The organism is Pantoea sp. Ap-870, from assembly GCF_011752515.1.
In the GTDB taxonomy this organism is placed as follows: domain Bacteria; phylum Pseudomonadota; class Gammaproteobacteria; order Enterobacterales; family Enterobacteriaceae; genus Pantoea; species Pantoea dispersa.
This window is the reverse complement of sequence record NZ_VWXG01000002.1, coordinates 204,895-227,054: the sequence shown is the minus strand read 5'-3', so window position 1 is coordinate 227,054 and position 22,160 is coordinate 204,895. Positions and strand designations below refer to the sequence as shown.

The window sequence follows — 22,160 nt, the reverse complement described above, 5'->3', positions numbered from 1 at the left end:
TTGTTATTGACCCTTTTATTGACCAGGAAAAAATATGGCTACTTCATCTTCACGCCGCATCCGTTTAGGGCTGTTTGTGCAACCGGTAGGACAGCATGTGAGCGGCTGGCGGCTGACGGAAAATCTGGGCGATCCGACGGATATTGACTGGCTGATCACCATCGCGAAAAAAGCCGAAGCCGGTAAGTTTGATCTGTTCTTCGTGGGTGATGCACTGGCGACCAGCATGTATCGTCTGCCTTCCACCATGGCGCGTCTGGAGCCGTTAACGCTGCTGTCGGCGCTGGCGGTCAACACCAAACGCATTGGCCTGGCGGCGACCGCCTCGACCACCTTCAGCGACCCGTTCACCATGGCACGCAGCTTCTCGTCGCTGGACCACATTAGCCGCGGCCGCGCCGCCTGGAACGTGGTGACGTCGTTCTCTACCGATGTGGCGCGTAACTTCAGCCGCAGCGATATGCCTAATCATGCGGAGCGCTACGCGCGCGCGCGTGAATTCCTTGATGTTACCTGTAAGCTGTGGGACGGCTGGCAGGCGGGGGCGGTGCAGCCCAACAAAGAGACCGGTCAGTACTTCATTGATGACAAAATTCAGCCGATTAACCACGTCGGCGAGCACTTCCAGGTGCAGGGCCCGCTGAACATTACCCGCTCACCGCAGGGGCGTCCGGTGATTATCGAAGCCGGTTCTTCCAGCGATGGGCAGAAGCTGGCGGCAGAGACTGCCGAGGTGATTTTCACCGCCTCGGCCAGCCTGGAAGAAGCACAGAGCTTCTACCGTTCGCAGAAAGATCAGGTGATTGCCGCCGGACGCAATCCGGATCACGTGGTGATCATGCCTGGCGTGATGCCGATCGTTGGCCGCACGCGCGAAGAGGCCAAAGCGCTGTGGAAAGAGCTCAACACGCTGGTTGATATCGACAACGGTCTGCGTCAGCTCTCGCTGCGTTTCAATATGGATCTGAGCCAGTATCCGCTCGACGGTCCGGTGCCGGAAGTGCCGCTGGGTGAAGGCAACCAGAGCCGCGTGAAACTGATGACCGACATGGCGAAACGTGAAAATCTGACGCTGCGCGAACTGGCTGCGGTAGCCGCCGGATCGCGCGGTCACCGGGTAATCGTCGGTACCGCGCAGGATATTGCCGATGACTTTGAGCTGTGGCTCAACGAGGGCGGCGCCGATGGTTTCAACATCATGCCGGCGATCATGTCCGAGCAGCTGGATTTGTTTGTGGAGCTGGTGATTCCGGAACTGCGCCGTCGCGGTCTGTTCCGCGAAGAGTACGAGTTCGCCACGCTGCGTGAAAACCTCGGCCTGCCGGTGGTGTGAGAGACAGACAGGAGCGAAACATGATCACCCTATCGAAGCGCGTACAGTCTGTGTCGCTCTCGGCTAATGCGGCGGCACGTCAGCTGACGCGCCAGCTAAAAGAGCAGGGCGTGGATATTCTTGACCTCACCACCGGTGAGCCGGATTTTGATACGCCCGCGCACATCCGTGCCGCCGCCAGCGCCGCGATGGATGGCGGTGAAACCCGTTATACGCCGACCAATGGCACCACCGCGCTGCGTAAAGCGGTGCAGGCCAAACTGGCGCGCGAGAATCAGCAGCAGTACGCGCTGGGTCAAATCTGTATCGCCAACGGCGCAAAGCAGATTATCTTCAACGCGTTTGCCGCGACGCTAAACGACGGCGACGAGGTGATTGTGCCCACGCCATACTGGCCAACCTTCCCGGACAGTGTGCGCTTCAACGGCGGCGAGGCGGTGCTGCTGCCTTGTCCGCTTGAGCAGCAGTACAAGCTGCAGCCGGCGCAGCTGGCGCAGGCGATCACAGAGAAAACCCGCTGGCTGGTGCTGAACAATCCCGGCAATCCCTCTGGCATGGTGTACAGCGCCCAGGAGTTGCAGGCCCTGGCGACGGTGCTGCGCGATCATCCCAATGTGCTGATTATGCTGGATGAGCTGTACGAACATATCCTGTTTGACGATCGTCAGCACGTTAGTCTGCTGCAGGTGGCGCCGGAGCTGGCTGAACGCGTTTTGCTGGTGGGAGGCGTGTCGAAAACCTATGCCATGACCGGCTGGCGCATTGGCTTTGCTGCCGGGCCGCAGCCGCTGATTGATGCCATGGTGGTGGTGCAGTCGCAGAACAGTTCTGGTGCCAGCGCCATCAGCCAGGCGGCGGCGGTTGCGGCCTTTAACGGTGGGCTCGATTTCCTGCCCCCGCAGCGCGCCGCGTATCAGGCGCGACGCGATGTCATTGTGCAGCAGTTGCAGCAGGTGGCCGGCATTGAAGTGCTGCAACCTCAGGGCGCATTTTTTGTCTTTTGTCGCTGTGCCGGCCTGCTGGGCAAAACCCGGCCTGACGGCGCCGTACTGCATGACGAACAGGATGTGCTGAATTATCTGCTGGAGAGCGGTGTGTCCGGCGTGGCGGGCAGTGCTTACGGCCTGTCGCCGTATTTCCGTTTATCGATCGCCACGGATATCGATAGCGTGCAGGAGGCGGGTAAACGCATTGCGCGCGCCTGTGCAGCGTTAATCTGACGGGCGGGTGTGGGAAGGCGTAATAGCCCGATCACCTCGCGGTACTCTTCATGAAAGGATTGCATGAAAAGATTGCCTGAAAGGATTGCATGAAAGCATCTAGGGTGCCGCGATACAGGGGCGGTGATGCGGCAATTAGCCGGTTCCGCCCCGATTTCCTGCGACTGGATTAAATCAGAAAATCATCCAGCGAACCGCCAGCGTCAATCGCTGACTTTATCGGCGAGGGAGTACGACCCTGACCGGTCCAGAATTTCTCATTACCCTGTTCGTCGGTAAATTTATACTTCGCCGGACGCGGTGCACGTTTTGCTTTGCTCTTCGTTTCACCCTGGTTTAATTGCGCCAGTTCATTAATTGTAATGCCGTCTTTGCGCAGCATCTCTTTATATAACGCCAGCTTCTCTTCTTTTTCGCGCTGTGCAGCACTCTCTGCAGCCGTCTCTTCGCGGCGTTCGGCGACCACCACGGCAAACTTCTCCAGCATTTCGTTTAATACCGCAACCTCAATATTACGTGCTTCAGCACGCAGCGTACGAAGATTGTTCAATGCCTTGAGTGCATCGCTCATGTATAAACCCTTATTACTGATACCACTGATTTGAAAGCGTGCATTCTACGGCAATTTTATTCAAATGGAAATATTCACCCGCCGACAGATTTGTCCGGAAATATGCCCCGACCTGTACAGTTTTTGATTGGGCGTAAAGATTTTTGTCTCTTCATTGATTACGCATAAACATGTTAGCGGCTGATTTAATATTACTCGCCACCTACGTCAAGCCGTTCATTTAACATCGCGGCATCTCACACAATATACGTCACGGCGATTTACAGCTTAATAAATGGCGTCATGTTAACAACGCAGCGATTGCTGCAGGGATTAAAAGCGTAACTGGTCAACCTTAGCGCAGAAAAGGAAATTTTATAAACACCTTCCCATCGGCAGCGTAATTATAAATCAATGGCGGTGACCGGGTACCAGGCTGGTACATGCGTGGTGTTCAGATGCCATAGCAGGATGCAGGCACAGCCGTTCAGGCGGGGAGGCCGTAGGTCACGCACCGGTTGACTCAGATTAAGGATGATTTCAGGCGTGATAGTTTCCTGTAAAGCAGTATCAGTGCCGTTACTCCCTGAAGCATAAGATTTTTTCGCAGTGTAAAGGCGTCAGAAAGGCAGTAACAATTTCTTGCAATGTTAATCTTAATGCGTATATTTCTCATTTGCTTTCTTAACCACATGCTCACCACAAAATAACGATAAGCCGATTGAGGAATATTATGTCTTGCAAAGAGATGCGCGTCCGGGACGCAGGTCTTGCGCCGCAGCGCGCGCTGCGCCTGTCACTGCTGGCAGTGCTGGTTGCCTCGGGTGTCGCTCAGGCGGCCGATACGCAAAACAGTGAGGCCACCCTGACCGTTGATGCCAGCGCCAGCGCGGAAGCGCAGCAGACGCAGGCCGCAGCGGATTACAGCGTACCGGTGACGCGGGCCGGCACCAAAATGGCGCTGACCGCACGTGATATTCCCCAGTCGGTCACCATCGTCAGCAAGCAGCGCATGCAGGATCAGCAGCTGCAGTCGCTGAACGACGTACTGAGCAACACCACCGGCATCCACGGTGTGGCCGCCGATATGGACCGCATCAATTACTATTCGCGCGGTTTTCTGATTGATAACTATATGACCGACGGCATTCCGACCGCGTTTGCCCAGCGCTGGAACCTCGGTGATGCGCAGACCGATACCGCGCTGTACGAGCGCGTCGAAGTGGTGCGCGGCGCAACGGGCCTGCTGACCGGACCGGGCAATCCTTCCGCTGCCATCAACATGGTGCGTAAACATGCCGACAGCAAAGAGTTTACCGGTAGCCTTGAAGCTGGCTATGGCAGCTGGAATAAGCAGCGTTACGTCGCCGATCTGTCTGCACCGCTGTCACCGGAAGGCAACGTGCGCGGTCGCCTGGTGGCCGGCTATGAAGACAAAAACAGCTTCATTGAACGCTACGGCGCCGATAAGAAGTTTATCTATGGCGTGGTCGACGCTGATGTGACGGACGCCACCAGACTGTCAGTTGGTTATGAATTCAGCCAGGTAAATACCGATTCACCGATGTGGGGCGGTGCGCCGCGCTGGTACACCGACGGCACGCAGATCCACTCCCGTCGCGGCTATAACACCGCACCTGAATGGGCTTACAACAACAAAGAAAATAAAAAGGTCTTTGTTAACCTGCAGCAGAATTTCGATAACGGCTGGAACATCACCCTTAACGGCACGCATAACGAGATGTTCCTTGACAGCAAGCAGCTGTATCTCGACGGCTACTTCGATAAAACCACTGGCGCAGGCGTCTCTGGCTATGCCGGCTATCCGGTGGTGGGCGGAACCGGCTACAACACCGGTAAACGTAAGGTGGATGCGGTCGATGCCTTCGCCAGCGGTCCTTATGAACTGCTGGGCCGCCAGCATGAGCTGATGGTCGGGGTGAACTACAGCCGTCAGGACAACAAATATTACAGCGCCTGGGCCAACATTTCGTCAGCCGAGCTGGGCAACTTCAACCAATTTAACGGCGATTTCCCGGAAACCGACTGGAATCCGCGTGAACCTGCGGCCGACACCCAACTGGTGCGGCAGAAGTCAGCGTATCTTGCGACGCGCATCAATCTGGCCGATCCGCTGCACCTGATTGTCGGGGCGCGCTACACCAACTGGAACCGCCAGACGCTGACGGCAGAGATGGAGAAAAACAACATCACGCCGTACGGTGGGGTGATTTGGGACTTCTACGATAACTGGTCTGCCTACGCCAGCTACACTTCGGTGTTCCAGCCGCAAGATTATCAGGATGCGTCAGGCGCGTATCTCTCACCGGTAATTGGCAAAAACTACGAAGCGGGCGTGAAATCTGACTGGTTCAACAGTCGTCTGACGACGTCGGTATCGATTTTCCGCACCGAACTGGATAACGTCGGCCAGAGCACCGGTCAGACCAATGCGCAAACCGGTAATACTATTTACGTGGCGAAGAAGGGCGTGGTAAGTCGTGGCGTCGAGTTTGAGGTCAACGGAGCGCTGACCGATAACTGGCAGATGACCTTTGGCGGGACCTCGTATGTGGCGGAAGACGCCAACGGCGATCGCTACAATTCACAACTCCCGCGCACCTCGTTCAACCTGTTCACCAGCTATCGCCTGCCGATGCTGGACCAGCTGACGCTGGGCGGCGGGGTGAACTGGCAGGCGAGAACTTACGCGGACATCAGTGGCCCGGATGGCAATGGCACCTGGCGCACCCGTCAGGGCAGCTATGCGCTGGTGGATCTGTTCGCGCGCTACGACGTGACCAAAAACCTCAGCCTGCAAGCCAACCTGAATAACCTGTTCGACAAAGAATACGACGAAAACGTCGACAGCACCGGCATCGTCTACGGCGAACCGCGCAACTTTATGCTGTCCGCGAAATACCGTTTCTGATCATTAAGCCCGTGCCCAAAGCGGCACTTAACGTCCCCTCTCCCGCGTGCGGGAGAGGGTTAGGGTGAGGGGAAAACCGCACCCTCCCAAACCATGCCCTCAACATCCCGCCGCAATATAATCCCCGTTGGCACTCACCGGCACCACGGTAAAAAACAGCACCAGCGCAAACATCACCAGCAAGATCCCACCGGCGATCCGTACCGCTCTCAGCAGCGACACCGCCTGCGGCGAGCGCTCTGCCAGCCACAGCTGTCCGGCGCGCTGACGATAATGCTGCACAAACAGTGCCAGCGCCACCAGCGCCATGCCGGTACCGAGCGCCATACTCATCACCGCCAGCATGCCCCAGCGCGTAATGCCGATGACGCTGGCGAACAGCAGCACCGTCAGCGCACCGCTGCACGGCCGCACGCCGGTGGCAATAATAATACCCGCCCAGCTTTTCCAGTCCCTGCCGTGCCCAGCCGCGACGCCATGCGCGTGGCCGCAATGATCATGATGATGCTCCGCTGGTGGCCTGCGCCAGGCTTGCAGCAGCAGCATCACGCCCAGCCCGGCAATGAACACAGCGCTGGCTTTCTCCAGATACCAGCGGCTCAGGCTGAGATCGCCGGTGGTCAGGTTAAAACCAACCGCCAGAATAAAGACAAAGGCAATCGCGCTCAGGCCCTGCACCAGGCTGCCCAGCAGCGGCACGCTCAGCGCCACGCCGCGCGGGGGCTGATGGGTGGTCAGCCAGGTGGTAACGATAAATTTACCGTGGCCGGGACCCACCGCGTGCAGAATGCCGTAAATGAAGGTCACGGCCAGCAACCACAGTCCGGCACTGTACTGGCCGCTATTGATTTGCAGTAAATGGGTAACCAGCAGCCGGTGCAGCTGAATCTGACTTTGCAGCGCCCATGCCTGAAACGCGCTCCAGTGCAACGACAGCAGCGTCAGCGCGCTCAGCAGCAGCACGCTCGCGCAGAGAAATCCGGTTTTGGTGGCGGTCATAGTAATGAAGAAAGTGGTCCTGAATGTCACCAGCATGCGGATTTCTGCCGCGTTGTAAAGCCACGGCGGTTAAACGGCAGCCGCTCTCCGCATCGTGACGCATTCCCCTGCCTTGTGCAGCTGTCTATAATCTGCCGACAATTTCTCACGGATGCCTTTTATGTCTGCTGATTCTCCTTTGCTGGCGGTACAAGACGTCACGCTGGCCGTGCAGGGGCGCACCTTGCTGGCGCCGGTATCACTGCAGCTGTACGCCGGTGAAACGCTGTTGCTCACCGGCCCGTCCGGCAGCGGCAAAAGCACGTTGCTGAAAATTATTGCCTCACTGCTGGAGCCCGATAGCGGCCAGATCCTGTTTCAGCAGCGGGATATTCACACGCTGAAAGTCGAACACTATCGCCAGCAGGTCTCCTACTGTTTCCAGACACCGCAACTGTTTGGTGACACGGTCTATGATAATCTGGCGCTGCCGTGGCAGCTGCGTCAGCAACAACCGTCGCGCGAGCAGCTGGTGGCGGCGTTGCGCAGTCTGCATTTATCCGCCGACATGCTGGACAAAAACGTTGCCGGACTCTCTGGCGGTGAAAAACAGCGGGTGGCTTTGCTGCGCAATCTGCAGTTTCTGCCACAGGTATTGTTGCTGGACGAAGTGACCAGCGCACTGGACGAGCCCAATAAACAACGGGTTAACCAGCTGATTGCCGCGCTGGTGGCGGAAAAAGGGCTGGCGGTGATCCGTATCAGCCATGACGTACAGGAGATTGATGCCGCTGAGCGCATTCTGCGACTGACCCCACCCGCAGCGGGAGAACAGCATGAGTCAGCATAATATCAGCGACAGCTCGCTGCTCCTTTCACTCATGCTGGTGCTGGTGGCGCTGCTGATTAGCCAGAAAGAGAAGCTGGGGATGAGCAAAGACATTCTGTGGAGTGTGACGCGCGCCATTATCCAGCTGGTGATCGTCGGTTACGTGCTGAAGTCAATTTTCGATGTCAATAATGACTGGTTGACGCTACTGATGGTGCTGTTTATCTGCGTCAATGCAGCGCTGAATGCGCGCAAACGCAGCCGGCGGATCGATCATGGTTTTATCATCGCGCTGGTGGCGATTACCAGCGGTACGGCACTGACACTAACGGTGCTGCTGCTGAGCGGCGCCATTGCCTTTGTTCCCATGCAGGTGATCCCCATTTCCGGCATGATTGCCGGTAACGCCATGGTGGCGGTCGGGCTGTGTTTCACCAATCTCAATCAGCGCTTTAGCGACAACCAGCAAAAAATCATGGAGATGCTCAGCCTGGGCGCGCCGATCAAACGCGCATCCGCCGGGCTGATGCGTGACAGTATTCGTGCCGCGATGATCCCCACCGTTGATGGCGCAAAAACGGTGGGGCTGGTAAGTCTGCCAGGCATGATGTCCGGGTTGATTTTCGCCGGGATCGATCCGGTTAAGGCCATCAAGTATCAGATCATGGTGACGTTTATGCTGATTGCCACCGCCAGCCTGTCGACCATCATCGCGGCGTATCTGTCCTACCGTCGCTTTTACACCGCGCGGGCGCAGCTCAAACCGTAGATCACGCCTGAAACCGCAGCGCCACGCCGCTGGCCTGTTCCGCGCTGAACACGATGGTGTCTGGCGTTTCCTGTCAGCGACGATCAGCTAAAATCCGGGCAGGTTATCTGCGACACCAGCTGCTGATAATGCTGATGCTTGCCCATCTTCAGCGCATCAGCCGCCTGCAGCAGCGCGTTGTGATTGCTCTTATCCGCCAGAAAGGTCTGCTTGATTTTTTCGTCGGCGATGGAGACCGGCACGCGGCAGTGAGTGCGCAGATCGTTGATCATGGTCTGCTGCCGCAGCGCCAGCGCCAGATTCTCATACGGCGATACCGCCAGCGCAGACGTGGCACTCAGGGTGAGCAGGGCGATCATGGCAGTGAAAGGTAATGTTTTCATTTTGCTTCTCCTTGATGAACGGGAACGGCGGCCGGGCACTGGGCGGGATCGAACACCGTACCCCAGTCCTGTTTCATATCGACAACGGTCCAGCCATAGTGCGCGGCCAGCCTGAGACCGTTAACCAGTTTGCCGCTGGCCGGCGGATGCGCATCGTAGGCGTATTCCCGCTGTGCATCGGTGTGATGCACCAGCAAGCCGAAGGTGCTGGCGGCAGGGTTGCCCGAGGTGTATTGCAGCATCGGCACATCGCCGTCGCTGTTGCCGAACGCTGCTACTGGCCGATGACCCATGAACAGATGGATGGCCACCGGTTTGGCCGCTTCATCATCATAAAATGCACCATTCATGGTTTTCCGCAACTGCGTGCCGTTGTCGCTGAGTGAAAATTCCGCAAGGGAAAACGAGCCAACCACCTGCTCAGGTGGAATGCCGTACATCTGTTCCGCCAGCACGCGCATAAAATCGATGCCGCCGCCGGAGATAATCCAGGTGCGGAAACCGTGAGCGCGCAGATAATCCAGCAGCTGGCGCATCGGCAGATAGCCCATGCGATCGTAGCGGCAGCCAAAACGCGTATCCCGCTGCGTCGCCACCCAGTTCTGCACGCGCTGGGCAAACTCATCGGTGGTGATACCGCTGTGGGTCAGCGTCAGCAAATGCATCAGCCCCTTTTTCCCGCTGGCGGCAATAGCGGCCGTGTTGTTGCTGAGCACCGCCTGCACCAGCGCATCCTGCTGCCACTGCGGATGCTGCGGTGCCAGCCGTTTCACTTCATCGAGCGCAAACTGCAGCTGAAAGGTGAGCGGTGCTTCCGGCCATAGCGTGCCGTCATTATCGAACACCATGTAGCGCTGGTTAAGAGGAATAAAGTCAGCGCTGCCGGCGCGGGTGGTGTCATCCACCCACTGTGTAATGGCACGCTTTGCCGCACCCTCACGCCAGGCGGAGAGATCGTCAGCCTGACTGACGCTAGCGAGGCACAGCGTGAGGCCCGCCAGTATAGAAACAGTTTTCATCGGCGACTCCTGTGATGTGGAACGAGATCGGGCAGCGCATGAATACGCCACAGGCGGCTCCACGTATGGCCGGCAAACATCAGCGCCTGACGCAGTAAATGGCGGCCAGCCCACAGCACCGCGACGAGGAGAACCACGGTTGCGGCGAGCAGCAGCCACTGCCACCAGGGGCGTTCAGGCCCGGCACGCAGCACCTGTTCGCTGCCGGCCGTGCGCGCAGGCAGAATGTCATAGTGATGGGCGGGCAGCGTGGCGAGCTGCCATGTCTGTTGTCGCGTATCCCACCAGCGCAGCTGCACCGGCGGCAGCGTCAGGCTGCCGGCGCTGTCCGGCAGATAGCGCAGCCGCTCGCGTCGCTGGCTGCCAGTGATTTCACCGCGTCCGCTGGTCAGGACGCTAACCTCGGGCGTCAGCAGCTGGGTACTGGCACCGGGCAAATCGATCAGCACCGGTGGAATCTGTCCGGAGACCACACCACTGGCCTGCAGCGTAATCTGACGTTCCACCACGTCGCCTGCGTGTAGCGCGTCGCCCTGCGCGGCACGATACAGTGTCACTTTTTCCTGCAGATGAAGCGTGGCGGCGGGCAGGAAGCGATCCGGCTGCTGCACACCCGGCGGCCAGCGCACATTTTTTTCCAGCGCTGGCAGCGTAACGGTCTGCGGCGGCTGGCCCGCGGATTGCAGTGTGATGTCCAGCGCCGGCAGCTGCAGTTTGCCCTGATCCCAGGCCATCAGCTGGCGCTCCATGCGGATGCCGCTCCAGCTGACACCGTCACGCTGACGCGATACCAGCTGATTGGGAATGGCCGCCGGCAACAGCGTGCCGTTGCTGACCAGGAAGTCAGGCCACTGTGGCGGCGGGTTAAACCAGCTATCGGTCCAGTAGGTTACCGCGACGCGCAGCGGCTGACCCGGCACCAAACGGTCATCGCCTACCAGCTCGCGCGTGATGTCCATCGCGGCGCGCGCGGGCCCGGTCAGCAGCAACAGGCAAATCAGCAGCGTTCTCATGGTGACTCCTGACGATAGAGATTTTCCAGCAGGCCACCGGGCGACAGGCTGAGATTGTCGTACCACTGACTGACCTGCGGTGCCGCGTGACCTGCAGGCTGCATGACCTGCTGCGCGACGCCTTGCTGTTTGTGCAGGTCTTTTTTGCTGCCGTCAGGATCGTAATCCTGCTCTTTTCCCTGTGCCGCCTGGCGATCGCGCTCCTGCTGACGAAGCTGCATCACAATGCGCGCGATGCTGGCGCGATTTTGCTGTGCCATTCGCCAGTCGGGACGCAGGCTTAGCGCCTGATCGTAATGCTGCAGCGCCTGCTGCCACTGTTTCTGCTGCGCCAGGCTGTTGCCCAGCCACAACAGCGATTCAGGCGTCACGGGTGCCTGACGAAAAGCGCCGCTGGCGGCGGAAAAATCACCGGCATAGTAGAGCGCAATGCCGCGGCGCAGCGGATCAACATAGTGCTGCGCCGCGCGCGCGTAATCCTGCCGTTGAAAGGCGTGTTGCCCTTGCAGGTCGGGCGGGATAAACGCATCCAGCAGCGCGGCGGCCGCCGGCGGCGTTATCCCACTGAGCGGCAACACAATCAGCACGATCAATATCTGACGACGCCACCACAGCAGCAGCAACAACATCGGCGCAATCAGCCAGTAGCCGCTGTTGTGCCACGGCAGATCCCCGCGACTGTTTTGCTGGGCGCTGAGGCTTTGCTGAATATGGTGCCTGATGGCAGGCAGATCGCTGTCATCGGGGGTGGCGAGCGTAACCGCCACGCCGTTGGCGCGTAGCTGCTGGAAGCGCGCCACGTTGAGGCGGGTATCAATAGCCTGACTGGCGAAAGCGGGCGGCAAGGTGCCGCCTGGCGCAGTGCCGGGCACCCACAGCTGCAGCGGCAGTGAGGTCTGGCTGAGCAACCGGGCATCTTCCTGGCGCAACGTATCGGCCACCAGAACAATGCTGCGCGGCGTGTCCGGCAGATTATCATCGGCCAGCCTGAGAGCGGCCGCCAGGCCATTGCCCTGACCGTCCGGCAGTAACGTTGGCTGCTGCGCCTGCAAGAACAGCGAGTAAAAGGCCGGATCGTTGGTCAGCGGCGTGGTCAGCCAGGCACCGCCGCGATACACCACCAGGCCAAAGTGGCTACCCGGCATCTGCTGCATCAGCTGAGCGATCTTATGCTGCATGCGCTGATGCCGGTCGGGCGGGAGATCCTGCGCCAGCATGCTGAGATCCTGTTGCAGAATCACCATCACGTTACTTTGCGGCGTAACGCCGCCCGGCAACGCCTTCTGCCATGACGGCCCTGCCAGCGCCAGCACGCCGAGCGCCAGCAGCCACGGTACGGGTGACAGCCGCTGCAGTCGCTTACCGGTAATCAGGGCGTGAAACGGCGCTGTCATAATGCGCTGCCAGGCGCTGCGCGGCGCGCGCAATAGCCACGCCAGTGCCAGACAAACCAGCAGCCCGGACAGCCACCACGGGTGCAAAAAATGAAAGCCATTCATGCTGCACGCTCCCGCAGGCGCGCCAGCAACAACGCCGCGGTTAACAGCGCCAGCGCCGCGCCGAGCGGCCAGGCAAACAGCGAGCGCGTAAACGACAGACCGAGCGTCGCCACCTGCGCGGGCGTTTGGGCGTCAATGGTTTGCCAGACACGTTGCAGTGCGCTGCCTGAGGTAGCCGCCTGAAACGCGCTACCGCCGGTGATGCGGGCAATATCCTGCATCAGCGCGCTATCGACTTTGTCCTCGCCGCTGGCGTTAAGATCGCCAAAGGCGATGGTATCAACCTGCACCTGATGCTCTGCTGCCAGCTGCGCAGCGAGGGCGGGCGGCAGCTGTGAAGCGGTATCGTTGCCGTCGGTAAGTAAAATCACCATGCGGCTGGCGTCCTTTTCCAGGCTGCTGTCCAGCAGTTTGACCGCCACCCCCAGCGCATCGCCGATGGCGGTTTGCTGGCCCACCATGCCGGGTGCCAGCTGGTTGATGCGCGCCAGCAGTGCCTGCTTATCGGCGCTGATCGGCGCAAATGGCCATGCCTGACTGGCAAAAATCACCAGCCCGATGCGATCGCGGGTTCGCTGCAGCACAAAATTGTGCACCGAGCGCTGCACCGCCTGCAGGCGAGTGGTGCCCGCGCCGGCGTCGTTTTTCGCCATCGAACCGGAAACATCCAGCACCAGCACCACATTGCGCATCGGCTTATGCTGTAGCTGCGGTGGCAACAGCAGCTCAGGGCGCGCCAGCGCGGCCAGTAACAGCAGCCACACCAGCCAGAACAGTAGCGTTTGAGGCCAGCGGCTGGCCGGAGGGGCATTCTCCAGACGCAACTCCCTCACCAGTTCTGGCAGGAACGGCACGCGCACCTCTTCGCTGACCGGCTGGCGTGGCGGTAGCAGAAAGCGCGTCAGCAGCGGCAGCGGCAGCAGGAGCCAGACCCACGGCCAGGCAAAATCGAAGCGGGTAAGCAGTTCAGACATCGGGCAGTGCCTCCAGCCAGCGCCGCAGCTGTCTGCGCAGGCGCTGCATTTCATCAGGCGACAGGCTATTGTCCGGCTGGCAGTAGCCGTCAAGCAGCCGCTGATAGGTCGCGGCATCCAGCGGTAGCTCCTGCAGTAACTGGCTGAGGCTCAGTTCACTGACCTGAGCACGCGGCTGGTGCACCAGCCGCACACGCTTAATCAGCCGCAGCCAGCTATCAATGCTGTTGTCGTGACGTAAAACCTGACGCGCTTCACGCCGCCAGCGGTTGCGCAGCCAGCGCGCTGTGCGCCACAGCGCCAGCAGCACAAGCAGGGCCGCTAACGCGCCTGCCAGCCACCACCAGCCCGCAGGCAGCGGCAGCCAGGAGACCGCGGGCGGCAGGTCAGGCTGCAGCAGTGGCGGAACGCTAAAGCCTTTTTCCAGCATGCTCGTCTCCCTGCGTCAGCTGACGCAATAACGGTTCACTCACCACAATGTGCTGCACGCGGATGCCGAGCCGCAGCAGTCGCGTCTGCTGCTGTGCCAGCCGGGCGGTGACCCGCTCGCTAATCTGCTGACGCAACGCGGGCGAAAGCGGCAGCGTAACGTGCTGATGCTGGTAATGCGCGGCGAGATAGCCCTGATGCGGAAGCCGCAGATGCAGATCGTCGAGCAGCACAAAGGCGGTGATATCACACCGGCGCGCCAGCGCCGCCAGCAGCGCGTCACTCTGAGCGTCAAGATCGTGGAAATCGCTGATCAGTGCCAGCCAGCTTCCGGCAGGCACCTGAGCGCGGATACGTTGCAGCACCTGATGGAGTGGCAGACTGCTGGCGGGCTCCTGCGGATAGCGCGCCGGCAGCTGATTATTCATTTGATGCAGGTCGTTCAGGCACGGCGCCAGGGCGAGTTTCGGCGAGCGGCAGCGCTGCAATCTCAGGGAATCATCGCTGAACACGGCGGCCCCGAGACGATCGCCATCGTGCCAGCTACGCCACGCCAGCAGCGCTGCCAGATGGGCGGCGGCGACCGATTTGGTGTGCCCGCGTGTGGCGAAATACATATCCAGGCGCTGATCGACCAGCAGAAATACCGGCCGCTCGCGCTCTTCGTTATACAAGCGCACCCAGGGTGTGCGCAGACGCGCGGTGGCCTGCCAGTCGATCAGCCGCACATCATCGCCCGGCTGATAGCGGCGCAGGCTGTCAAAATTGAGTCCGCGTCCCTGCTGACGCGACACGCGCTCGCCGGCCATCGCGCCGGGTGGCAGCTGAGCCGGCGGATTGCGCAGCTGCTGCGCTGCACCCGCCAGCGCCAGCAGGCCGGGCAGGGTGACGGCCAGTGCGGTATCCGTCATGCGACCACCGCATCCAGCAGCATGCGCACCACGTCATCGGCGGTCACCTGGTCGGCGCTGGCCTGATAACTCAGCAGCAGACGATGCCGCAGCACGGCCGGGGCAATGCGCTGAATATCGTCCGGCAACACCGCATCACGCCCTTCGAGCCACGCCTGCGCGCGCCCGGCGCGGTCCAGTGCCAGCGTGCCGCGCGGGCTGATACCCAGCGCCACATAACTGGCAAAGGTGTCGCTGACCTGCTGCGGCTGGCGCGTCATTTCCACCAGCGAGACGATGTAATCTTCCACCGTGGGCGCGACGTAAATGTCGGAGATGGCCTGCCAGCAGCAACCCATATCCGCCTGGCTGATTTTCACCGGCGGCGGCGCAGCGGCGCTGACGGCAGAGGTGTCCTGTTCGCGATATTTTGCCTGCTGTTCGGCGCGCACCAGCTGCATCACGCGCTGTTCATTCTCTTTCGAGGGATAGTGCACCAGCACTTTCATCAGGAAGCGATCCAGCTGCGCTTCCGGCAGAGGCCAGGTGCCTTCCTGATCAACCGGGTTTTGCGTCGCCAGCACCATAAATACGCCGGGCAGCGGCCAGCTGTTGCCCGCCACCGTGACATGACGCTCCTCCATGGCTTCCAGCAACGCCGACTGCACGCGGGCCGAGGCGCGGTTGATCTCATCGGCCAGAATCAGGTTGCCGAACACCGGGCCTGGCCGGAAACGAAACTGCTCCTCTTCACGCGTGGCGTGTTGCTGATAAATTTCGCTGCCGGTGATATCCGAGGGCAGCAGATCCGGTGTGAACTGAATACGGCTGAAGTCGCCTTCAATGTGGCGCGCCAGCTCACGCACCGCACGGGTTTTGGCCAGTCCGGGCAGTCCTTCCAGCAGAACGTGGCCGTCGCACAGCAGCGCGATAATCAGCATGCGCACCAGCTCTGGCTGACCCAGCACCTGCTGGTTCATGCTCGCTTCCAGGTCGAGAAACCGTTGCCGCAGGGTCATTGCGTCACTCCCTGTTTTTCCCGCTCAAGCAGCGTGGCGATACCTACCAGGATCGGCTGAGCATAGGAAAAAAACGCTTTGATGCCGGGACAGAGATAGTTAAGGCCGGGTTCACCCTCTGCGCTGCGCACGATGCGGTTTTTCGGGCATTCGCCCCAGCATAATTTGAGGTAAGGACAGCGTTTGCAGACGGCGGGCAGGGTGTCGCGTTTCCCAAGGCCAAACGCTTTTTGCCGTTCGGAAAACGCCAGGTGCGCCAGTTTAGTGTTGGCAATATTGCCCAGCTGATACTCCGGATAGACGTAGTGATCGCAGGCATAGATATCACCGTTTTTTTCAATGGCGAGGCCTTTGCCGCAGAACTCTGAGGTCACGCAGATCTGGCCCGGCAGGCCCAGGGTTTGCGCCACTGCCGTTTCAAACAGGTTAACCTGCACGCGCCCTAAATCGTTGTTGACCCACTCCTCAAACACGGCGATGAGAAAGCGTCCCCAGTCATCGGGATCGACCGACCAGTCGGTCACCACCGAGTCGAGATCGCCTGGCCGCGCGCGGCGGGAACCGCTCACTGGGATGCTGTCATCGCGCCAGAACTGCGGCGCGGTTTGGGTAAAATCGACCGGCTCAACGCAGGGATTGAATTGCAGATAGGTCGCGCCCAGTTCGCGCGTGAGAAAGCGGTACACCTGCAGCGGAAAGCGTGCATTGGTCCGGTTGACCGTGACCAGCGCGTTGAACGGCACGCCGTGGCGTTGCAGCGCCGCCACACCCGCCATCACTTTGTCGAAAGTCGGTTTACCGCTGCGTGTTACGCGATAGCGATCGTGCAACTCGCGCGGGCCATCAATCGACAGCCCGACCAGAAAGTGATGCTGCTTCAGAAAGCGCGCCCAGCTATCGTTCAGCAGGATGCCATTGGTTTGCAGATCATTCTCGATGCGTTGTCCTGGCTTCTGATACTTTTGCTGCAGCGCCACCACCTTTTCGAACCACGGCAACCCCATCAGCGTCGGTTCACCGCCTTGCCAGGAGAACACCACCTGATCGCCATCCTGACTATCAATGTACTGGCGAATATAGTTTTCCAGCACCTCATCAGACATGCCGCTGTGATGATCCTGCTGCAGCAGTTGCTCTTTATGCAGGTAAAAACAGTAGTTGCAGTCGATATTGCAGCGCGAGCCGGTGGGCTTGGCCATCACGTGAAAGCGGCGTTTATACGCCGGGCCGATGCCGTTGTATTTTTCCGCCGAGGGCAACGGGCGAACCGGCAGTGTGGTGCTGTATTTCATCAATGCCTCCGAATACCGGGCACGGCGTGCCCGGCTGTGAGTCTTAACTCAGTTAGTGGCCGGGCTGCCTTCGTCAATCAGTTTCTGCACATCCGAAACGGTGAAGGAACCGGGTTTCTGACGAGGCGGGAACTCTTTAAAGCTTTGCAGCATTTCTGCGGCATATTTCTGCGCGCCACCCAGCAGGAACAGACGGTCATAGAACCAGTGGTTGTAATCCATACCGCTGTCACCGCGCTCCAGCGGGTCGATCTCCAGGTCGAAGATCAGTGGCGTGCGCAGTTTAACGAACGGATATTTCCACAGGTCGAGGCCGGTGTGTTCCTGAATCATGAAATGGGCTTTCCAGCGACCGTAGCGCATCGCTAACAGATCGCCGTCATCGCTCCAGTAGAAGAACTCATTACGCTGATCGGGCCCTTTGCTCTGCAGGAAATCCAGCTGGTTGTAACCGTCCAGATGCACTTTGTAGGTCATGGCGCTGGTCTTATAGCCTTTCAGCAGCTGCTGTTTGATATCCGGCACGCCCGCTGCGGCAACCAGCGTCGGGAACCAGTCATTGCTGCCGAAAATATCGTTGATCATCGTGCCAGGCTTAATGTGTCCCGGCCATTTGATCATCGCTGGGACGCGGAACCCGCCCTCCCAGCCGGTATTTTTCTCGCCGCGGAATGGCGTCATGCCGGAATCAGGCCAGGTGGCGATCATCGGACCGTTGTCGGTGGTGTAAATCACGATGGTGTTATCTTCGATACCCAGATCTTTGATTTTCTTCAGCACCTCGCCGATCATTTTATCGTGCTCAACCATGCCGTCTGCGTAGTCGCCGAGGCCGGTCACGCCCTGATCCTGCGGTTTAATGTGCGTTTTGTTGTGCATGCGCGTGGTGTTGAACCAGGTAAAAAACGGTTTGCCCGCTTTGACCTGACGCTCCATGAAATCGTTGTTGGCGGCGAGGAACTCTTCATCCACCGTGCCCATACGTTTCACGTTTAGGGGCCCGGTATCTTCAACCTTGCCATCCGCGCTGGCTTTAATGACGCCGCGCGGACCGAACTGTTTACGGTACTCAGGATCCTTCGGATAGTCCGGGTTCTCCGGTTCTTCTTCGGCGTTCAGGTGATACAGATTGCCAAAGAACTCATCGAAGCCGTGTGCGGTAGGCAGGAATTCATTGCGATCGCCCAGATGGTTTTTACCAAACTGACCGGTGGCATAGCCGAGCTGTTTCAAAATTGAGGCAATGGTCGGATCTTCTTTCTGCAGGCCCTGCGGCGCACCTGGCATACCGACTTTACTCATGCCGGTGCGGAACGGCATCTGCCCGGTGATAAACGACGAGCGTCCGGCGGTGGAGCTTTGCTCGGCGTAATACGAGGTGAATTTGGCGCCCTCGGCGGCAATACTGTCGATGTTGGGCGTTTTGTATCCCATGGTACCCTGGTTATAGGAACTGATGTTCCAGTAGCCAATGTCATCGCCAAAAATCACCACGATGTTAGGCTTGCCCGAATTTTGCTCGGGCGCGGTAGAGGGCGTCGGGGATTGAGGAGCCGCATGGGCGCTCCAGGAACAGCAGGCCACAGATAGCATGGACGCTAATAGTGACTTGCTAAAAGGTAATCTGGACATTTCTGCACTCCGATAATTGTATTCCGACCAGGTCAGAATTTTTCCGACCGAATAAGTGCTGCGCAGACGGTTATTTCCTCCTTACCCTGAAAGGACGGCAGATGAATAAACGCATCTTTTTGATAGCTATTTCCCGGTGCGGAATGGCGGTGCTCAGTCAGTCTGATTATCTGTGATTTTAAATAGTTTTTATTAAAGCGTGGCCCGCTGCACGCAGGCTGCGTGCAGGCGAAAAATATGCGGTGTGCGAGAGGATATAAGTAACCAAGGTATAAAAATGCAAAAAATGAGCAGGCTGTGTATCTGGTTATGTAGCAACCATAGCGGCTCATAACTGGAATGCCAAGTGCTATTTTAAAAATGTGAGCGGCAGAGTGATTTTTTTCTGCTGTATCGCACTGCTCCGCATTTCGTCTAGGGAATTTCTTATTTTGAATAAGCTTAAAATAACTTAATATATTGTAATATATGAATAAATTTTCTGTGGGCTGAAAGTGGCTGGTTATTTTTTACGAGGCGGGTCATATTTTTCAGCGTTCAGGTTTGCGTTATTTTTATGGCTCACCTAAGCCTTAAAAGGCCATCCGGAACGGGATGGAATCAATTAATCTGGGGTGATTTATGAAAAAAATTACGGTAGCAATAATGTCATTGCTGGTGGCGTCAACTTTCTCTTTATCGGCTCTGGCAGCGCAGGAGATTACTAAAGAAGAGGCTAAGCAGTATCAGGAAGTTGGTAAGGTTAGTACCAATAATGAATACAGTTCACCGGCAGAGGCCATGGCTGAAATCTCGAAAAAGGCCGATGAGATGGGGGGTAAATATTTTGTGATCACCTCCGGCAAAGAAGGCAAGAAAATACAGGGTACGGCAACAGTGTATAAATAATAAATTATACGCTGCAAATCAGGCGTCATAGTCATTGCAACAGGCCGTTTTAATAACGGCCTGTTGTCGTGTTTCTATTTCTACAGTAAGCGATGAGATTAAGATCTGGTTCGCTTGCCAGGTCGTCAGCAGGCAATCTACTCCGACAATGCTTTCATAGCTGAAACCGCAGCGCCACGCCGCTGGCCTGTTCCGCGCTGACCACGATGGCATCCGGCTCTTCGCGGAAAGGCACATCGCCCAGCAGCAGGCTGGCTTTCACCCTGCGTAAGTCGCTGCTGCGCAGCGTCAGCGCGGCCATACGCGCACTGCCGTCATAATCTGGCGGCAGGCCGGTAAAGCGCTGCTTCACATAGTGCGCAGCGGCAAAGCGCACGGTGGCCACGCCCGCTTTCAGCACAAACGCGCCCTGCTGGCAGGCGGTGAGCTTATCGGCACCAAATAAACGACTGTAGGGCAGCGCGGCGGCTGCCGGATCCTGGGCCACCACCACAAACTCAATAATATCGGTCACCGCGTTGGGATGCTGCTGCCACACTGGCTGCCAGACCGCCTGCGGTGTCTCATGCTGGCAGAAAAAACTGCGTCCATTTGGCACCAGAGCGGGGCGCAGGCGAACGGTGCGAAAACGCGCCTGCTGTGCGCTGCCATCCGGCAACTGCACCGGCCGGTAAAAACTGGCGGCGGGATCGCCATCAATACCCTGACTTTCCAGATAGCGCCACACCGCATCGGCATCGCCGGTTTTCCATACCAGACCGCTCAGGCCCGCCGGTGCCTGCCAGATATCCTGACGCTGGTGCGCACGCCCGGCTTCATAGCCCAGCAGTTCCAGATAATTATCACCAAACACCGCCAGATGATTACTGGAGCCCAGCGAGTGATGGCCGCGTGGCGTGAGCTGGAAACCGAGCCGGCGATACAGCGCGCTGGCGTCATCCAGCCGATCGGCAACATTGATCACTGCATGATCGAGCTGTGGAACGGGTACCGGTATCGCCATTATCTGCCTCCTGGTTCGCATCATTACGATGACCGCGGTGTCGCGCTGCGTTCGGCTTCGCGTTGCGGTTGCCAGGCGAGCTGCGCTTCGGCGCCGAACGCCCGGGCAATATGTCTGACCAGCGTCGCGGCCTGCGCCGATGACCGCTGGCGCGCACTGGCATCCTCGCTGTGCAGCACGCCTTCCACGACGACCTCTGGCGGCAGCACGTTCCAGCTGTTGCCACCCTGAAAGCGGGTGACATCCAGGCCGGCGGCCGCCAGCGCGCTGACGATGTGGCTGCCGGTAACGATACTGTCGATGCCCTCATGCGGACGTGCAGCGTGAGCGCCTTTGCCGTGAATGGTGATATGAAAATGGTCAGTAAACGCTGCCGGTGTGGCAGATAACGTGTGTGTCATGGTCATCCCTGCGGCTGTTCGGGTAAGAAAGGTTCGCCCAGCGTTAGCATCAGGCGGTTGGCCCAGGCAAAAAACGCGGCGGACTGGATCAGGTCCAGCAGTTGCAGCGTATCCAGTCCGTGCTCGCGCAGCGCCTGCAGTTGGGTCTGGCTGCTGGCGACCGGAGTTAGCGATAAGGTGGCGACAAAATCGATAATCGCCGCCCAGCGCGCGGACTGGCCGTGTGCCAGCTCGGCACCCGGCGCGACATTCAGGAGTTTTTGCACCGCAGTCTCATCTTTTGACAGCTGACTGGCTTTGCGGGCATGCACGGACGCGCAGTAAATGCAGCCGTTGACTTTACTCACCACCGTGGCCGCCAGTTCGCGCTCGGCGCGAGGTAAACCGCCCGGCGTATAAAAGATGCCTTTATCCGTCAGCGTGCGTTGTTCCAGCAGCGGCAGATTGCGCGCCAGCAGACGGAAATAGTCGGACTCGCTATGACCATTTTTTGCCAGCGTCGCCTGTTCTTCCGCCGTAAACTCGCTGAGCGGTTTGGCTGCCAGCCACGGCTCCCAGCCCAGCTCCTGCTGGGTAAACGCGGTGAGCGCAGTCTGACCGCTGGCCGTGAGCGGGGCGCTATGCCATTTGCCGGCCACCGCATGGGGCTGGGCGCGCGATGCTTCACCGCTCAGCAGGCGCAGGCCGGTCAGCAGGCGACTCTGAAAGCTGACAAATCCCACCAGCTGCGCCAGCGTGACGATGCCGCGCGGCGTCCAGCCGGCATGGCGCAGCGTGGTCAGTTGTTGCGGTGTGGCGTCGACCGGATGCAGGCTCAGCAGTTCAGCAAAGGCGCGACCGGCGGCAAAGCGCGTATCTGTCGGGGTTTCGCTGGATTGCTGCTGATAGTGTGCCTGCAATGATGTGACGCCGTGCCAGCCGGCGACCTGCCCGGCGAGCGCGTAGCGCTGCGCCAGCGGGAAATCGTCGTCATCCTGGCCAAACAGCACCTCATAGCTGCCCTGGGCGTGTCGGGTCGCGGCCTGACGCACGTTGCGCGCCTCTGCCAGTTGCGCCGCCGGGTCGATATCGGCCAGCGCCGCCAGTAAATCTGTAGCCTGAGACATG

General features: G+C 59.0%; 21 protein-coding genes. 6 read left to right on the top strand and 15 right to left on the bottom strand.

Annotation, left to right across the window (positions count from 1 at the left end):
- The first annotated feature begins 34 nt into the window (after positions 1 to 34).
- Together F3J41_RS07095 and F3J41_RS07090 are read left to right on the top strand one after the other, a co-directional pair.
- Positions 35 to 1,333 (top strand): LLM class flavin-dependent oxidoreductase, encoded by a 1,299-nt coding sequence (locus tag F3J41_RS07095; RefSeq protein WP_166710433.1) that lies wholly within the window; start codon positions 35 to 37, stop codon positions 1,331 to 1,333.
- Between the two features lie 20 nt (positions 1,334 to 1,353).
- On the top strand, positions 1,354 to 2,553 hold the full coding sequence (locus F3J41_RS07090) for an aminotransferase class I/II-fold pyridoxal phosphate-dependent enzyme (protein ID WP_166710431.1): 1,200 nt from the start codon (positions 1,354 to 1,356) through the stop codon (positions 2,551 to 2,553).
- Positions 2,554 to 2,722: 169 nt separating this feature from the next.
- On the opposite strand, the gene F3J41_RS07085 is transcribed toward F3J41_RS07090, so the two are convergent.
- Complete coding sequence (locus tag F3J41_RS07085; protein ID WP_021509031.1) at positions 2,723 to 3,124, bottom strand: H-NS family nucleoid-associated regulatory protein; 402 nt, start codon at positions 3,122 to 3,124, stop codon at positions 2,723 to 2,725.
- Positions 3,125 to 3,836: 712 nt separating this feature from the next.
- Here F3J41_RS07085 and fhuE point away from each other — a divergent pair.
- Positions 3,837 to 6,035 (top strand): ferric-rhodotorulic acid/ferric-coprogen receptor FhuE, encoded by a 2,199-nt coding sequence (gene fhuE, locus F3J41_RS07080; RefSeq protein WP_166710429.1) that lies wholly within the window; start codon positions 3,837 to 3,839, stop codon positions 6,033 to 6,035.
- 99 nt (positions 6,036 to 6,134) lie between these two features.
- Here fhuE and F3J41_RS07075 read toward each other — a convergent pair whose 3' ends face one another.
- Complete coding sequence (locus tag F3J41_RS07075; protein ID WP_166710806.1) at positions 6,135 to 7,034, bottom strand: nickel/cobalt transporter; 900 nt, start codon at positions 7,032 to 7,034, stop codon at positions 6,135 to 6,137.
- A gap of 160 nt (positions 7,035 to 7,194) precedes the next feature.
- Here F3J41_RS07075 and fetA point away from each other — a divergent pair, with 160 nt between their 5' ends.
- Both fetA and fetB read left to right on the top strand, forming a co-directional pair.
- Positions 7,195 to 7,863 carry an iron ABC transporter ATP-binding protein FetA gene (fetA, locus tag F3J41_RS07070; RefSeq protein ID WP_021509034.1) on the top strand — a complete coding sequence of 223 codons (669 nt, stop codon included), beginning with the start codon at positions 7,195 to 7,197 and terminating at the stop codon, positions 7,861 to 7,863.
- Positions 7,850 to 8,611, top strand: a complete 762-nt coding sequence (gene fetB, locus F3J41_RS07065; protein WP_166710427.1) for an iron export ABC transporter permease subunit FetB — start codon at positions 7,850 to 7,852, stop codon at positions 8,609 to 8,611. The genes fetA and fetB overlap by 14 nt, the downstream gene beginning before the upstream one ends.
- Positions 8,612 to 8,694: 83 nt before the next feature.
- Here the strand turns inward: fetB and F3J41_RS07060 are convergent, their stop codons facing one another.
- From F3J41_RS07060 to F3J41_RS07015, 10 genes are read right to left on the bottom strand one after another with little or no spacing between them, the layout of a single operon-like run.
- Positions 8,695 to 8,994 (bottom strand): YicS family protein, encoded by a 300-nt coding sequence (locus F3J41_RS07060; protein ID WP_166710425.1) that lies wholly within the window; start codon positions 8,992 to 8,994, stop codon positions 8,695 to 8,697.
- Entirely contained in the window at positions 8,991 to 10,013 is a 1,023-nt protein-coding gene (locus tag F3J41_RS07055) for an HAD family phosphatase (protein WP_166710423.1), read from the bottom strand. The genes F3J41_RS07060 and F3J41_RS07055 overlap by 4 nt, the downstream gene beginning before the upstream one ends.
- Positions 10,010 to 11,026 carry a BatD family protein gene (locus F3J41_RS07050; protein WP_166710421.1) on the bottom strand — a complete coding sequence of 339 codons (1,017 nt, stop codon included), beginning with the start codon at positions 11,024 to 11,026 and terminating at the stop codon, positions 10,010 to 10,012. Before F3J41_RS07050 ends, F3J41_RS07055 begins: the two co-directional genes overlap by 4 nt.
- Positions 11,023 to 12,525 carry a VWA domain-containing protein gene (locus F3J41_RS07045; RefSeq protein ID WP_166710419.1) on the bottom strand — a complete coding sequence of 501 codons (1,503 nt, stop codon included), beginning with the start codon at positions 12,523 to 12,525 and terminating at the stop codon, positions 11,023 to 11,025. Before F3J41_RS07045 ends, F3J41_RS07050 begins: the two co-directional genes overlap by 4 nt.
- Complete coding sequence (locus tag F3J41_RS07040; RefSeq protein ID WP_166710417.1) at positions 12,522 to 13,499, bottom strand: VWA domain-containing protein; 978 nt, start codon at positions 13,497 to 13,499, stop codon at positions 12,522 to 12,524. Before F3J41_RS07040 ends, F3J41_RS07045 begins: the two co-directional genes overlap by 4 nt.
- Positions 13,492 to 13,929: a DUF4381 family protein gene (locus tag F3J41_RS07035; protein WP_166710415.1), complete on the bottom strand. Its 438-nt coding sequence runs from the start codon at positions 13,927 to 13,929 to the stop codon at positions 13,492 to 13,494. The genes F3J41_RS07040 and F3J41_RS07035 overlap by 8 nt, the downstream gene beginning before the upstream one ends.
- On the bottom strand, positions 13,910 to 14,839 hold the full coding sequence (locus tag F3J41_RS07030) for a DUF58 domain-containing protein (protein WP_021509042.1): 930 nt from the start codon (positions 14,837 to 14,839) through the stop codon (positions 13,910 to 13,912). Before F3J41_RS07030 ends, F3J41_RS07035 begins: the two co-directional genes overlap by 20 nt.
- Complete coding sequence (locus F3J41_RS07025) at positions 14,836 to 15,837, bottom strand: MoxR family ATPase (protein WP_059012126.1); 1,002 nt, start codon at positions 15,835 to 15,837, stop codon at positions 14,836 to 14,838. Before F3J41_RS07025 ends, F3J41_RS07030 begins: the two co-directional genes overlap by 4 nt.
- Positions 15,834 to 17,129 (bottom strand): anaerobic sulfatase maturase, encoded by a 1,296-nt coding sequence (locus F3J41_RS07020; protein ID WP_166710413.1) that lies wholly within the window; start codon positions 17,127 to 17,129, stop codon positions 15,834 to 15,836. Before F3J41_RS07020 ends, F3J41_RS07025 begins: the two co-directional genes overlap by 4 nt.
- 48 nt (positions 17,130 to 17,177) lie before the next feature.
- Positions 17,178 to 18,761, bottom strand: coding sequence for an arylsulfatase (locus F3J41_RS07015; RefSeq protein WP_166710411.1), 1,584 nt, complete (start codon positions 18,759 to 18,761; stop codon positions 17,178 to 17,180).
- A 621-nt stretch (positions 18,762 to 19,382) separates the two neighbouring features.
- Between F3J41_RS07015 and F3J41_RS07010 the strand changes: the two genes are divergently transcribed.
- Positions 19,383 to 19,649 (top strand): YdgH/BhsA/McbA-like domain containing protein, encoded by a 267-nt coding sequence (locus F3J41_RS07010; protein ID WP_058770242.1) that lies wholly within the window; start codon positions 19,383 to 19,385, stop codon positions 19,647 to 19,649.
- A 154-nt stretch (positions 19,650 to 19,803) separates the two neighbouring features.
- Here F3J41_RS07010 and F3J41_RS07005 read toward each other — a convergent pair whose 3' ends face one another.
- From F3J41_RS07005 to F3J41_RS06995, 3 genes are read right to left on the bottom strand one after another with little or no spacing between them, the layout of a single operon-like run.
- Positions 19,804 to 20,652 (bottom strand): VOC family protein, encoded by an 849-nt coding sequence (locus F3J41_RS07005; protein WP_166710409.1) that lies wholly within the window; start codon positions 20,650 to 20,652, stop codon positions 19,804 to 19,806.
- A 23-nt stretch (positions 20,653 to 20,675) separates the two neighbouring features.
- Positions 20,676 to 21,053 carry a peptidase dimerization domain-containing protein gene (locus F3J41_RS07000; RefSeq protein WP_166710407.1) on the bottom strand — a complete coding sequence of 126 codons (378 nt, stop codon included), beginning with the start codon at positions 21,051 to 21,053 and terminating at the stop codon, positions 20,676 to 20,678.
- A 2-nt stretch (positions 21,054 to 21,055) separates the two neighbouring features.
- A complete protein-coding gene (locus F3J41_RS06995; RefSeq protein WP_166710405.1) occupies positions 21,056 to 22,159 on the bottom strand; it encodes an alkylhydroperoxidase domain protein in 1,104 nt (367 codons plus the stop codon).
- Position 22,160 lies beyond the last annotated feature (1 nt).